The 14602-nt window shown below is 39.1% G+C and carries 14 protein-coding genes; 9 read left to right on the top strand and 5 right to left on the bottom strand.

Annotated elements, in window-relative coordinates:
- The first annotated feature begins 10 nt into the window (after positions 1 to 10).
- From murC to lpxC, 6 genes are all read left to right on the top strand, one after another.
- Positions 11 to 1471: a UDP-N-acetylmuramate--L-alanine ligase gene (gene murC, locus H4J66_RS17845; protein WP_182176271.1), complete on the top strand. Its 1461-nt coding sequence runs from the start codon at positions 11 to 13 to the stop codon at positions 1469 to 1471.
- Positions 1468 to 2409, top strand: a complete 942-nt coding sequence (locus H4J66_RS17840; protein WP_182176270.1) for a D-alanine--D-alanine ligase — start codon at positions 1468 to 1470, stop codon at positions 2407 to 2409. Before murC ends, H4J66_RS17840 begins: the two co-directional genes overlap by 4 nt.
- Complete coding sequence (locus H4J66_RS17835) at positions 2409 to 3200, top strand: cell division protein FtsQ/DivIB (RefSeq protein WP_259368441.1); 792 nt, start codon at positions 2409 to 2411, stop codon at positions 3198 to 3200. Before H4J66_RS17840 ends, H4J66_RS17835 begins: the two co-directional genes overlap by 1 nt.
- A gap of 5 nt (positions 3201 to 3205) precedes the next feature.
- Positions 3206 to 4441 (top strand): cell division protein FtsA, encoded by a 1236-nt coding sequence (ftsA, locus tag H4J66_RS17830; protein WP_182176269.1) that lies wholly within the window; start codon positions 3206 to 3208, stop codon positions 4439 to 4441.
- Between the two features lie 132 nt (positions 4442 to 4573).
- Positions 4574 to 5731, top strand: a complete 1158-nt coding sequence (gene ftsZ / locus H4J66_RS17825) for a cell division protein FtsZ (RefSeq protein WP_182176268.1) — start codon at positions 4574 to 4576, stop codon at positions 5729 to 5731.
- A 225-nt stretch (positions 5732 to 5956) separates the two neighbouring features.
- Positions 5957 to 6874, top strand: coding sequence for a UDP-3-O-acyl-N-acetylglucosamine deacetylase (gene lpxC, locus H4J66_RS17820; RefSeq protein ID WP_070374771.1), 918 nt, complete (start codon positions 5957 to 5959; stop codon positions 6872 to 6874).
- Positions 6875 to 6971: 97 nt separating this feature from the next.
- Here the strand turns inward: lpxC and H4J66_RS17815 are convergent, their stop codons facing one another.
- Positions 6972 to 7442, bottom strand: a complete 471-nt coding sequence (locus H4J66_RS17815; RefSeq protein ID WP_070374770.1) for a DUF721 domain-containing protein — start codon at positions 7440 to 7442, stop codon at positions 6972 to 6974.
- 80 nt (positions 7443 to 7522) lie between these two features.
- Here H4J66_RS17815 and H4J66_RS17810 point away from each other — a divergent pair, with 80 nt between their 5' ends.
- The 3 genes from H4J66_RS17810 (at position 7523) to mutT (ending at position 11833) form a co-directional block, all read left to right on the top strand.
- Entirely contained in the window at positions 7523 to 8374 is an 852-nt protein-coding gene (locus H4J66_RS17810; RefSeq protein WP_259368442.1) for a M23 family metallopeptidase, read from the top strand.
- Between the two features lie 78 nt (positions 8375 to 8452).
- On the top strand, positions 8453 to 11152 hold the full coding sequence (gene secA / locus H4J66_RS17805; RefSeq protein WP_182176266.1) for a preprotein translocase subunit SecA: 2700 nt from the start codon (positions 8453 to 8455) through the stop codon (positions 11150 to 11152).
- A gap of 288 nt (positions 11153 to 11440) precedes the next feature.
- The gene (gene mutT / locus H4J66_RS17800) at positions 11441 to 11833 is read left to right on the top strand and encodes an 8-oxo-dGTP diphosphatase MutT (RefSeq protein ID WP_182176265.1); all 393 of its coding nucleotides are present in this window, start codon (positions 11441 to 11443) and stop codon (positions 11831 to 11833) included.
- 2 nt (positions 11834 to 11835) lie between these two features.
- On the opposite strand, the gene yacG is transcribed toward mutT, so the two are convergent.
- From yacG to H4J66_RS17780, 4 genes are all read right to left on the bottom strand, one after another.
- Complete coding sequence (gene yacG / locus H4J66_RS17795) at positions 11836 to 12072, bottom strand: DNA gyrase inhibitor YacG (RefSeq protein WP_070374766.1); 237 nt, start codon at positions 12070 to 12072, stop codon at positions 11836 to 11838.
- Between the two features lie 112 nt (positions 12073 to 12184).
- Positions 12185 to 12931, bottom strand: coding sequence for a cell division protein ZapD (gene zapD / locus H4J66_RS17790; RefSeq protein WP_070374765.1), 747 nt, complete (start codon positions 12929 to 12931; stop codon positions 12185 to 12187).
- Positions 12932 to 13038: 107 nt separating this feature from the next.
- On the bottom strand, positions 13039 to 13653 hold the full coding sequence (coaE, locus tag H4J66_RS17785) for a dephospho-CoA kinase (protein WP_259369173.1): 615 nt from the start codon (positions 13651 to 13653) through the stop codon (positions 13039 to 13041).
- 10 nt (positions 13654 to 13663) lie between these two features.
- On the bottom strand, positions 13664 to 14545 hold the full coding sequence (locus H4J66_RS17780) for an A24 family peptidase (RefSeq protein WP_259369171.1): 882 nt from the start codon (positions 14543 to 14545) through the stop codon (positions 13664 to 13666).
- Between the last annotated feature and the right edge of the window lie 57 nt (positions 14546 to 14602).

Below are 14602 nucleotides of genomic sequence, written 5' to 3'. Positions count from 1 at the left end.
GAGTAAGATAATGAGAAATAAAATAGCCAATAACACCGCACCTATTAAATTACCAGAAATGCGCCGCGTAAAAAGCATTCACTTTGTTGGTATTGGCGGTGCAGGTATGGGGGGTATTGCTGAAGTATTGTTAAATGAAGGCTACCAAATTACTGGCTCTGATATTGGCGAAAATCAAGTTGTTACTCGCTTAATGGCGTTAGGTGCAAAGATTACTATAGGTCATGCGGCAGATAACATTGTTGGTGCGAGTGTTATTGTTGTTTCAACGGCAATTAAAGCCGATAACCCAGAATTGGTGAATGCGCAAACGTTACGTATTCCTGTGGTACGTCGTGCGGAAATGTTAGCTGAATTAATGCGTTTTCGCCATGGTGTTGCGATTGCGGGGACTCATGGCAAAACAACAACGACCAGTTTGATTGCAAGTATTTTTGCTGAAGGTGACCTAGACCCAACATTTGTGATTGGTGGCTTATTAAATAGCGCAGGCACCAATGCGCGTTTGGGTAAAAGTCGTTACCTTATTGCAGAAGCCGATGAGAGTGACGCGTCATTCTTGCATCTGCAGCCTATGGTTTCAGTGATCACTAATATCGACGAAGATCACATGGAGACTTACCAAGGTGATTTTGAAAAACTTAAAGATACCTACATCGAATTTTTACATAACTTACCGTTTTATGGTTTAGCGGTTGTTTGTATAGATAACGATGTTGTGCGTGAACTCATTCCAAGAATGGGTCGTCAAGTGATCACCTATGGTTTTAGTGAAGATGCTGATGTACGAGCGACAAACTTTCAACAAAATGGTGGCGTTAGTCATTTTACCGTACAGCGTGAAGGTTTTGCTGATATCAATATGTCAGTAAACTTACCCGGTGAACATAATGTGCTTAACGCTTTAGCGAGTATCGCAGTTGCAACTGATGAAGGCGTAGCCGACGCGGCTATTGTCAGTGCTCTAGAAAAATTTGCAGGTATCGGTAGACGTTTTGAACAATTGGCTAATTTAGCGACAGAAAAAGGTGAGATGATCTTAGTCGATGATTATGGACATCACCCTCGTGAAGTTAAAGCAACAATTAAAGCGATGAGAAATGGCTGGCCTGAAAAACGCTTAGTGATGATTTTTGAGCCACACCGTTATTCACGTACGCGTGATTTATATGAAGACTTTGTTGAAGTGTTGTCTGAAGTTGATTGCTTATTTTTACTCGATGTTTATGCGGCGGGCGAAGCGCCTATTAATAGTGCTGACAGTAAAAGTCTAGCGCGAAGTATTCGCCAGCGTGGTCAAATTGAACCTATCTATGTTAGTAGCGCTGAAATATTAGCAGAATTGTTGCAAGCGCAATTACAAGACGGCGATATGGTTATTACACAAGGCGCAGGTACTATTGGCGTTATAGCTCGTGAAATTATGATAAACCCGTTACTAAATGTTGACCTTAAAGGGGCTAAAAAGTGAAATCACTGAAAGACCAAAGGTTAGCTGTTTTATATGGTGGCGACTCAGCAGAACGCGAAGTATCACTTAATTCTGGAAAAGCGATTACCAAGGGTCTACAACAAGCTGGTTTTGACGTTGAACTCATCGACACTCGAGGGTTTTGTTTAGCTGGCTTAGCTAAACGAAATATCGATCGGGTTTTTATCGCTTTGCATGGTCGAGGCGGTGAAGATGGTTGTGTACAGGGGGCTTTACAATATATGGGCATCCCCTATACCGGTTCTGATGTTTTAGGATCTGCGTTGTCCATGGACAAAATTCGTAGCAAGCAAGTGTTTCAAGCACAAGGATTACCGACTGCGCCTTTTGCTATTGTAGAAAAAGAGGCTTACCAAGAAACTCAAGCAGAAAAAATACTGGCGACACTCGGTGGTATGGTCATGGTTAAGCCAGCCAATGAAGGCTCAAGTATTGGTATGGCCAAAGCCAAAACAGCCAATGAATTACACCAAGCATTAACGACTGCCTTTGAATATGATGACCAAATTTTAGTAGAAGCATGGATTAATGGCCCTGAATATACGGTGGCCATTTTAGGCGAAGAAGCGTTACCCGCCATTCATATGGAAACGCCTCGTGAGTTCTATGACTACGAAGCTAAATATCAATCAACAACAACACAATATCATTGTCCTGCTGGTTTGAGTGATGAAGATGAACAAGCGCTTAAAGCCTTAGCGCTTAAAGCTTTTAAAGCAACTGGTGCAAAAGGATGGGGGCGCGTAGATGTTATGCGCAACAATGAAAATAAATGGCAACTACTGGAAGTAAATACTGTTCCAGGTATGACTGAAACGTCATTGGTACCTAAAGCAGCAAAGGTACACGGCTTAAGTTTTAGTGAGCTGGTAACAAAAATAGTCGCCATTAGCACAGGACAATTAGCAGATAAATAATGACAATAACTAGTAGAAATCAACCGTCATTGTCACCATTAATGACGGAGCAACTAGAAAAATTACACTGGTCTTTTTGGCTCGGTGTGACTTTTTTTGTGCTGGTGATTATTACTATTATTTCATTCAGTTGGTTTTTAAATAATAAAATGTCATCTGAAGAGTCAATGCCTGTTACGTCGATTGTTATTGGCGGTGAAATGCCGTTTACCAATAGACAAGATATAGAAAATGCGATTGAAGATGTTAACTTAGGAAACTTTTTTAATGTTGATGTCAATCACGTACAACAGAAAGTGGCTGAATTGCCTTGGGTATACTCGGTATCGGTACGAAAAAAATGGCCGAATGAACTGAAAATTTATGTTGTTGACCAAACGCCGATTGCTTTATGGAATGGTGACTTTTTAATTAATCAATACGGTAAAGCATTTCAGGCAGACACCACACGTTTGCAGTCTGCATTACCCGCATTTTTTGGTCCTGAAGGCAGTGAAGATCTTGCCTTGAGTAACTTTGTTAATTTAAGTAAGTTGCTGAAATTTAGTGAGTTGTCAATTGATGAATTGTTACTTACCGAACGTCATTCTTGGCAGTTAACGCTGAAGAACGGCATAACGCTTAATTTAGGTAGAGAAAACAAAATTGAGCGTGTACAACGCTTTATGGATGTCTACCCGCAAATAATGAAAACAAAAGAAGAAAATCAGCAAGTCGATTATGTTGATTTACGTTATGACACTGGACTCGCTGTTGGTTGGAAAACCGCAGAGAATAAACAAAGAGCTTAACTTTAATGTCAAAAGTAAACGAAAGAAATTTGGTAGTAGGTTTAGACATAGGAACGTCGAAAATATCTGTTGCTGTTGGTGAAATAACACCGGACAATCAATTAAGCATTGTTGGTGTTGGAAATCAGCCCGCACGAGGTATGGATAAAGGTGGCGTTAATGATTTGAATTTGGTTATTCAATCAATTCAGCGTGCTATCAACGAAGCTGAATTAATGGCCGATTGCCAAATTAGCTCGGTTTACTTAGGTATTTCAGGTAAGCATATTAGTTGTCAAAATGAAAATGGCATGGTGCCAATTAATGACAAAGAAGTTATTCAAGAAGATGTTGATAACGTAATACATACCGCGCGTTCAGTACCGATTTCCGCGGAACGACGTATGTTACATGTATTACCACAAGAATTTAGTATTGACTGTCAAGATGGCATAAAAAGCCCGATTGGTATGTCAGGTGTCCGAATGGAGGCCAAAGTTCATATTGTTACTTGTGCTAACGACATGGCTAAAAATATTGTTAAATGTGTTGAGCGCTGTGAAGTAAAAGCCGATCAACTTATTTTTTCAGCATTAGCATCTAGTTATGCTGTGTTAACTGATGATGAGAAAGAACTCGGTATTTGTGTGGTAGACATGGGCGCAGGTACGATGGATATTGCGGTATTTGCTGGCGGTGCTTTAAGACACACTGCGGTTATACCTGTGGCTGGTAATCAGGTCACCAGTGATATTGCAAAAATTTTTAGAACGCCGTTAAGCCACGCAGAAGATATTAAAGTGCAATATGCTTGTGCGCTTCGACAAATGGTGAGTATGGAAGAGAACATTGAAGTACCCAGTGTTGGGGGGCGTCCTGCACGCTCAATGTCTCGTCACACTTTAGCGGAAGTTGTTGAGCCACGTTACCAAGAGCTTTTTGAACTTATTCAAGAAGCGGTACGCGAAGCGGGCTTAGAAGATCAAATTGCCGCGGGTTATGTGTTAACCGGTGGTACAGCGAAAATGGAAGGTGTTGTTGAGTTTGCTGAAGAAGTTTTTCAGATGCCAGTTCGTGTCGCTAAGCCAAAAGGTATGAGTGGTTTAAAAGAGTATGTTGATGATTCAACGTACTCAACAGTTGTTGGTTTATTACATTACGGTATGCAAGCCAATGAACAACAAAGTATAGAGAGTAGGAAAAGTGAAGGTATTGCTAGTATTACTTCGCGTATCTTAGCATGGTTTAAAGGTGAGTTTTAACCCTCACTAAAACTTTTGTTACAAGAAGAGTAAATAATTTTTATAATCTACCTCAATCATGGTGGGTAAGTAAAAAGTAAGAGTTAAATCGCGTTTTGGTGGAATAAAACATAAAAATCGGAGAGAGTAAAAATGTTTGAATTAATGGAAGATCATAACGAAGAAGCAGTAATCAAAGTCATTGGTGTTGGTGGCGGTGGCGGTAATGCAGTTGAACACATGGTTTGTCAAACCATTGAAGGTGTTGAATTCATAACGGCAAATACTGATTCACAAGCATTACGTAATTCAGCAGCCAATGTTACTTTACAACTTGGTGCAGATGTTACTAAAGGTTTAGGCGCCGGCGCTAACCCTGAAATAGGTCGTCGCAGCGCTGAAGAAGACAGAGAAACGATTAGAGAAACGCTACAAGGGGCTGATATGATCTTTATCGCCGCAGGTATGGGTGGTGGTACAGGTACGGGTGCTGCACCAGTTGTTGCTGAAATTGCAAAAGAAATGGGCATATTAACGGTTGCTGTTGTTACCAAACCCTTCCCATTTGAAGGCAAAAAACGCATGAACTATGCTAATCAAGGTATTGAGTTATTATCGAAAAGTGTCGACTCATTAATTACTATACCTAATGAAAAATTATTAAAAGTTTTAGGCCCAGGTACGTCGTTACTTGACGCTTTTAAGGCCGCAAATAATGTATTATTAGGTGCTGTTCAGGGGATTGCAGAGCTAATTACTCGTCCAGGTTTGATTAACGTTGATTTCGCCGATGTGCGTACTGTTATGTCAGAAATGGGCACAGCAATGATGGGCTCTGGTATTGCATCGGGTCCTGACCGTGCAGAAGAAGCTGCAGAAGCAGCAATTTCGAGTCCATTACTTGAAGATGTTGATCTAGCCGGAGCTCGGGGTATTTTGGTAAACATTACTGCTGGCATGGATATTAGTATCGATGAATTTGAAACAGTGGGTAATGCTGTAAAGGCCTTTGCTTCTGAGAATGCAACGGTTGTTGTTGGTGCGGTTATCGACCCTGAAATGACTAATGAGTTACGTGTAACTGTAGTTGCAACCGGTATTGGTGCTGATCGTAAGCCAGATATAACACTAGTAAATCCAGCTCCTACTAGTGCACCTATTGCCGTTGGCCAAGAATTTATTGCTAGCCCACAGGCAGAAGTGAATACAGCGCCGATTGCAATGCAAGACAGCAATGCTCAAGTACAAACTGCAGCAGATATCGAGAACTATTTAGATATCCCGGCATTTTTACGTAAACAAGCTGACTAATTTGAACGGTTAATTTTGTCATCAGAGAATAAAAATAGTGTATATAATCGCTAATATTATTCGAATTAATTTGTGACTAGGATACGGCTGGTTGAACAGTTGTGTGTGAAACAATGTGAAGCTAAAAGCTGATATTTTGATTTTGTTAAGTTTTTCTGCTATATTGTGCGCCCGTCGAAAGAGGACGGTGCATTTCAAGGTTAGTAAAAGCTTAATAAGGCATTTATGATTAAACAACGTACATTAAAAGACAGTGTAACCGCCGTTGGTGTTGGTTTACACAAAGGTGAAAAGGTGCAGTTGACTCTCCGTCCTGCGCCAGCCAATACTGGTATTGTTTTTCGCCGCATAGATTTAGATCCGATTGTTGAAATTTCAGCAACGCCTGAAGCTGTGGGCGAGACAACTTTGTGTACGTGCTTAGTCAATGAACAAGGTGTGAAGATTTCCACCGTCGAGCACTTGTTATCAGCTGCCGCAGGTTTAGGTATTGACAACTTAATTGTTGAAATAGATTCTCCTGAAATCCCGATTATGGACGGTAGCGCATTGCCGTTCGTTTATTTAATACAGTCGGTTGGTATCAAAACATTAGCAGCAGCAAAACGTTTTATTCGCATAAAGAAAACTGTTCGTGTTGAAGAAGGTGACAAATGGGCAGAATTAAAGCCTTATCATGGTTTTAAAATTAATTTTGCTATTGAATTTGAACATCCTGTTATTTCTAAAACATGTCAGACGATGAGCATGGACTTATCTAGCTGTTCTTTTATTAAAGAAATTAGTCGAGCACGTACTTTTGGCTTTATGAGTGATATCGAATTTCTTCGCTCTCACGATTTAGCTTTAGGTGGCAGTTTAGAAAATGCCATTGTACTTGATGAATACCGCATGCTTAATAAAGATGAATTACGCTATGACGATGAATTTGTTAAACACAAAATACTCGATGCGATTGGCGACTTGTACATGTGTGGTCACAGTATTTTAGGTGAGTTAAACGCCTTTAAATCAGGACATGGCTTAAATAATATCTTATTAAGAGAAGTCTTTAAGCAAAAAGAAAGTTGGGAATGGGTGACTTACGAAGATGAAACACCGTCTCCTATCCAATATCAAGAAGTAACGGCTGCCGCATTTTAATTAATTTAAAGTTAATGTTATTCAATAAAAAAAACCAGTCAAATGACTGGTTTTTTATTTTAAGATAAAGGGTATAAATCATATCTAGGCAAAATTATTATATGGCGTTTTTGTCAGCGTGTTTTGCCAATTTTTCTAATTTTTTACGTAAACTCTCAGGCGCGTTTTTAGCTATAGCCAATAATTGGTTAGCGGTGTTTTGTGAGATATGTAATGGCTCCGCGGGTTTTTCTTCAGATTGATAAACGACTTTATTGCGATAAGGTGATACCTTAATTTCAATTTGATCAAAAGCCTTGTCGGTAGCGATGGCCAGTTCACGGCAAATATTCATCCGTTCAAACTGTAGTCTTTGGCTCCAAACAGCAGATGTGACTTCAATTACTAAAGAATTTTGCTTAAAATTGGCAATATGCCAGACATCTGCTGGCAGGTCAGGGCAAGTTTGGCGTACAATGTCAGACAAGATAGTTAAAGAGTTGGTTTTTGCTGCTATTTGTGCCAAAGTGCCTTTCGATGATTGAAAGAGCTCTGACATATCTGAAGGTTTTCTTGTTTTGCGTGCCATTAACCACTCTACTTTGGAATAGTATTTAAGTAATTATGAGTTTAACACTACTATATCGTGGAAAGAACGTTAGATTTTCAATGACGCTGAATAAGTTGCATTGGTTGTCTGCGATTACTGTATTTGCGCTAATATCAGGCTTTGTTGTTCATTTGATTTTTTCTGCTGATGACGTGCCAAAAGCTGTACCCTATGCTTTGAATTCACCCGCTAAGATAGATCCTCGGCAATTAAGTGAACCACAATTAACCGCACTAACGATGAAACTCGCTGAGTTGCAAAGCCAAGTGTTACGACTGAATGCTTTAGGTGACCGTTTAGCAAGTGAAGCTTCAATTCCAGAGAATGAATTTAATTTTCAACAATTACCACCATCAGGTGGTCCTATGCTGCAGAGTGAAAACCATTATAAAAAGCCACTGGCAGAGTTGTTAACTGAAATATCAACACTAGAAGAAAGTTTACACCACGAAGAAAATCAACTGACTACGCTTGAATCTTTGACTTTGGGTCACCATATAGAAAGTAGCAGCTATTTGTCTGGTCGACCAATAATTGGTGGTTGGCTCTCTTCATATTACGGTGTACGAAAAGACCCATTTAGTGGCAAACCAGCGATACATAAAGGTGTAGATTTCGCAGGTAAAGAAGGTGCTGCGATAATTGCAACGGCTTCAGGTGTTGTTTCTTGGGCAAGTGACCGGTACGGCTACGGGCAACTTATCGAGATTAATCACGGTAGGGGATTAAAAACTCGTTATGGTCATAATAAAAATTTACTCGTTAAAGTAGGAGATGTGGTTAGCAAAGGACAAATTATTGCACGTATGGGTAGCACGGGGCGCTCGACTGGACCTCATATTCATTACGAAATTTTACGCAATAATGCACAAATAGATCCAATTAAGTTCGTATATAGAAAAGCAAAATAAAAACAATTTATGTGACCCTTGTTGGTCACGTTATTTTCAGCGGAAGTATTTCTTCTAATATCAATATGGTTTAACAAGATGTTTGTAAAGTTAATGACAAAAATGTTTGGTAGTCGTAATGATCGATTAATTAAACAAATGAATAAAGAAGTTTTAAAAATAAACGCCTTAGAGCCCGTTATGGAAGCTCTTTCTGACGAAGAACTAAAAGCAAAAACCGCAGAATTTAAAGAGCGTTTAGCCAAAGAAGAATCTCTATCAAGTATCCTACCAGAAGCATTTGCTGTTGTACGTGAAGCCAGTAAACGTGTCTTTGGCATGCGCCACTTTGATGTACAAATGATCGGCGGCATGGTCTTAAACGATGGTAAAATTGCGGAAATGCGCACTGGTGAAGGTAAAACGTTAACCGCGACACTTCCTTCTTACCTCAATGCATTAACAGGTAAGGGTGTTCACGTTATAACGGTGAATGATTACCTAGCAACACGTGATGCTGACTGGTGTCGACCATTATTTGATTTTCTAGATATGACGGTAGGTTGTAATATTGCCGGATTAGCATCAGCTGAAAAGCAAGCGGCTTATAATTCAGATATTACCTATGGTACTAACAACGAATTTGGTTTTGATTATTTACGTGACAATATGGCCTTCTCGCCAGAAGAACGTACGCAAAAGCCATTAAATTTTGCTGTTATTGATGAAGTCGATTCAATTTTAATTGATGAAGCTAGAACTCCCTTGATTATTTCGGGTCAAGCCGAAGATAGCTCTGAACTTTACCGTCAAATTAACCTTGTTGTGCCTACGTTAGTACTACAAAACGAAGAAGACAAAGATAAAGATACCGGACAATCTAAAGATTTTGTTGAAGGTGATTTCACCATTGATGAGAAGTCTAAGCAAATCTATCTAACAGAGCATGGCCAAATAAGAATTGAAGAAATCATGAATGAGAAAGGTCTCATTCAAGACGGCGATTCTTTGTTTTCAGCAACCAATATTACCTTATTGCATCATGTTATGGCGGCATTACGTGCCCATAAGCTTTTCCAAAAAGATGTCGATTATATTGTTAAAGATGACGAAATCGTTATTGTTGATGAACATACCGGTCGTACGATGGAAGGCCGTCGTTGGTCAGAAGGGTTACATCAAGCCGTTGAAGCAAAAGAAGGGGTGAATATTCAAAACGAAAATCAAACCTTAGCTTCGATAACGTTCCAGAATTTTTTCCGTATTTACGAAAAATTATCGGGAATGACAGGTACTGCTGACACAGAAGCATTTGAGTTTAATCATATTTATGGTTTAGAAACCGTAGTTATTCCAACCAATCAACCGATGATCCGTAAAGATCTTGCTGATCTGATCTATTTAACCGCAGATGAAAAGTTTGAAGCGATTTTAGAAGATATTAAAGATTGTGTTGAACGCGGACAACCTGTGCTTGTTGGTACGATTAGTATAGAAACCTCTGAGTTTTTATCTGACTTCTTAAAGAAAGCAAAAATTAAGCACAAAGTATTGAATGCTAAGTTTCACCAGCAAGAAGCTGAAATTGTTGCTGATGCGGGTAAAGTTGGCGCAGTAACTATTGCAACCAACATGGCAGGTCGTGGTACCGATATCGTTTTAGGCGGAAACTTTGATGCGATTGTTGCTAAATTAAAAGACCAAAGCAAAGAAAGCATCGCTAAAACGAAAGAAGAATGGATAATACAGCACAATAAAGTATTAGAACTAGGTGGCTTACACATAGTTGCCACTGAACGCCATGAGTCTCGTCGTATTGATAATCAATTACGCGGCCGTTCAGGACGTCAAGGTGATGCAGGTTCAACTCGCTTCTACTTATCGATGGAAGATGCCCTGATGCGAATTTTTGCTTCAGAACGTATTTCAAACATGATGCGCAAGTTAGGCATGGAGCACGGCGAAGCCATTGAACATCCATGGGTCACTCGCAGCATCGAAAATGCTCAGCGTAAAGTTGAAGGTCGTAACTTCGATATTCGTAAACAACTGCTCGAGTTCGATGATGTTTCTAATGATCAACGCCAAGTTATTTATGAACAACGTAACGAGTTAATGGACGAAGCTGATATTGCTGATGTTATTAAAAATATTCGTACAGATGTAGTAACTGGCATTATAAATCAGCATATTCCTCAGCAATCTATGGAAGAAATGTGGGATATCTCTGGTTTAGAAGAGCGCTTTAAGGGCGAGTTATCTTTAGAGTTCCCTATTGCAAAGTGGCTTGAAGAAGATACTAAATTGCATGAAGAAACTTTACGTGAAAAATTACTCGCAGAAGTTGAAGCTAACTATACCGAGAAAGAAGAGCAAGCTGGTGCCGATGTTATTCGTCAATTTGAAAAAGCTGTTATGTTACAAAGCTTAGATTCTCATTGGAAAGAACATTTAGCGGCGATGGATCATCTACGTCAAGGTATACATTTACGTGGCTATGCTCAGAAAAATCCTAAGCAAGAGTTTAAGCGTGAATCTTTTGAGTTATTTGGTGAATTACTTGAGACCCTCAAATATGACGTTATCAGTATTCTTAGCAAGGTAAAAATTCGTGCTGAGTCTGATGTTGAAGCTGTTGAAGAGCAACATCGTAAAGCTGAAGATATTCCAAAAGAATATACTCACGAATCTGCTAGCAGTACAGAGACAAAGCCAGAAATACAACGAGTGGGTCGTAATGAAGCTTGTCCATGTGGTTCAGGTAAGAAATATAAGCAATGTCATGGTAAATTAACCTAATCGTTATTTATTAAGATGTTTGAAAAAAGCGCCAGTTATTAACTGGCGTTTTTTATGTGCGCAATGCTAATGAAGATAATTGTTGCAGTGTTCAGTTATAATTTTTGTTACAGACGAGTCATCACTAGCTAAATACGTTCGAACAATGTCGCTTTCAGAGATATGGCAATGCATGGTTATATATAATTATGCGTAGGGTATGATTAGACGCTTTGGTGTTTAAGCTTAGATTTGTTTTTTACGTTAACAACAAAATCATTGATTAATTTAAAGCTTTAGGAAAGAGTTATGCAAAAAGTAGTACATGTAGCTGTCGGTGTTATCATGCGAGAAGAGCAGTACTTTCTTACCAAGCGCCTCGATAATGCGCATCAAGGCGGGAAATGGGAGTTTCCTGGTGGTAAAGTGGAAAAAGATGAAACAGTTGCTCAGGCTCTGCACAGAGAGCTTCAAGAGGAAGTAGCAATAGATGTTCTCTCTTGCTACCCGCTCATTGAAGTTAGCCATGATTATGGCGATAAAAAGGTGTTATTAGATGTTTATGTGGTTGATAACTTCCAACACGAACCTATTGCCCAAGAAGGGCAGCAATCAGCTTGGTTCACATTAGCGCAATTAAGCCAATGTGACTTTCCCGCTGCTAATGTTGCGATTGTTGAAAAACTGCTGATGAATAATTAATACTATTCTGGTTCAACAAAAAACTTATTACTTTGCAAGAACTCACCTTCGAGTGCGTCAAGCATCTCTTCGGTTAACTGAATATCACCTTGTAATGGCTGGCTGATTTTATGTCCTTCATCAGCCCATTCACCAATGTCAATTAACTGGCAACGTTTGCAGCAAAAAGGTCGAAACTGACTCTCTGGTTGCCAAATAACTTCTTTTTGACACGTTGGACATGATACTTTTAAGGTCATAGTTGGTGCTTGTAATTAAATATTTAGTGGTGGGATTATACCCTTCCTATTCCAAGATGAAACCTGCATATTGAATGGATAAAGGGTATTTGTGAAATTAATTAAGGCAATGCTAACAGCGAGCTAATTGAAATGAGGTGGCTTTATTTGAATACTTACGTCCGGTTTCATCACAAAGAGACATAAAGCGAATAGAATAACGCAGACGATTGCCACTTACCGTTGGGTAATAAGGTGATTTTTGGTCAACTTTAATACGAAGTAATAAAATACCCTCACCATTATCTTGGTAAAAACCACTCTCGGTATCTATTTGTTTGAATTCTGCCCGTTGGCGAATAAACTTTAATATCATATCTAAAGCGCTTTTAACTTGTTCAAGCAGGGCGAGCCAGCCTTGGACATCTTTAGCAAGAATCTCACTGTCTTGATGTAACCAAAACTGTAGTTGTGGTAAATCAAAACTTGAGCTACCACCTTGCATGGCAAAGCGTTGTTTTAAGGTCGCTAGAAACTTGTCGTGTTTGAGTTGTGCCCACACAGGAGTATTTGGTTTTAATAGACAAATAAGCTCGACAGTTTGTTGTAGATTTTCAGCTAAGATACTGTCATCTATTTCAGGCGCTTGTGACCAGATCACTAAATTTTGTTCTAGTTTTTCAAGATCTTTAATTAAGTCACCGCGAACATCATTTCGTTCTAAGGTATCAATAATGGCAAATAAGGCGTTAAAGAAAACTTGATGGCTGACTGAAATTTTACGCTGCAGGCAATCTTGTGCCTGAGCAAATAAATGTTCAAGTTTAAGGTAGTTACGGATCCGTTCGTTAAGTGGATGTTCATATAAAATTTTAGTCATTAACCTGATGTCATCAATAAAGCTGAGTGTTTAGCTTTCCATACTAACGACACCCAACAGAAATGGCGAATTTTTTTGCTAAAAATAGTAAAATTTGTACAATTTTACTAACTCGTTGCTAAATTTCGATATTTTTGGTCAAGCTTAATGACACTCGCTTTTATCAAGTTCAAGTCAGAACTGGAGTTATCAATAATATCATCGGCATGTTTTAAGCGAGCTTCCCTTGATATTTGACTGGCAATAATACGCTTTATTTCATCCGACGAACTAGGATCACGCAATACCGCACGCTTAACTTGTGCTGATTCGCCGATATCAATTACTAAAATGCGGGCAACTAAACTCTGTAAGTTGTTTTCGATAAGTAGAGGGGCGACAAGCAAGCAATAGGGTGACTGACTTTGCTGGATCTCTTCGAGTATCGTTTGTCTTATTAACGGGTGAAGTAAATGATTAAGCCATTGTTTGTCAGCTTCATTACTGAATATTTGACTGCGTAATAAGGCCCGATTAAGGGTGCCGTCTGGCATAATAAACGTCTTGCCAAAATGCTGAGATATTTGCAGTAATGCGTTGCTGTTCGGTGCGACAACTTTTCTTGCCGCGATGTCGGCATCAATAATATCGATACCTAAGTTGGCAAAAAAATTAGCAACGGTTGTTTTGCCACAACCAATACCACCGGTTAAACCAATAACGATCTTTTTTGCTATAATCATTGTCATCCTGCTAAAGCACTTGGGCTAAATACCAAGACCAGATATTTTCACCCCATAAAAGTGTTATCCAACCTGCGATCGCAAGGTAAGGGCCGAACGGAATCGCCTGTCCTTTTTGATGATTTTTAAATAGCATTAAACTAATGCCAATAATGGCACCGACTACCGACGCCATTAGAATAAGTAAGGGTAATAACTGCCAACCTAGCCAAGCACCAAAGAGTGCAAACAGCTTAAAATCACCAAAGCCCATGCCTTCTTTACCGGTAGCTAATTTGAACAGCCAAAAAATAGTAAAAAGGCTAGTGTAGCCGGCAATAGCGCCGATAACAGCATCTTCTAAGGGCACAATTCCATTTGATAGATTAACGATTAAGCCTAACCACATTAATGGCAGAACAATTTGGTCAGGGAGCAGCATATGATCAAAGTCGATCATCGTTAAGGTAATTAAGCCCCACGTCAATATTAAGGCGTAACAAGTGATAACAGTGACACCAAAATGTTGAGCAATAACTAAACTCAATAAAGTGGTACTTAATTCAACTAATGGATAACGCGCAGAAATTTTATTTTTACATTGGCTACATTTTCCTTTCAACACTAACCAGCTAACCACAGGAATGTTTTCATAAAAACGTATGCTATGTTGGCAATGTGGACAGGTAGAATCGGGCGTTGATAAAGTGAGGAGTTCTACTTGCTTTGTCGATGATGGCTTGAGCTCATCGGCAAGAAATTCTCGACACTCTTGATACCAACCTTGTTCTAACATTTTTGGAAAACGATAAATAACTACGTTTAAAAAGCTACCTATCATTAACGAGAAAACAAAAACAAAGCCATAAAAAAACAGCGAGTTACTTTCTAACAGATGAATAAATTCAGACAAGATAAAACCTTTTATTATTTATTAATTAACTATGGTGAAAACTAGGTATAAAAATAT

This window comes from Colwellia sp. MB3u-55 (assembly GCF_014076785.1).
GTDB lineage: Bacteria > Pseudomonadota > Gammaproteobacteria > Enterobacterales > Alteromonadaceae > Colwellia_A.
Note: the sequence above shows the minus strand (reverse complement) of the source record. Positions and strands in the feature narration are given on the sequence as shown.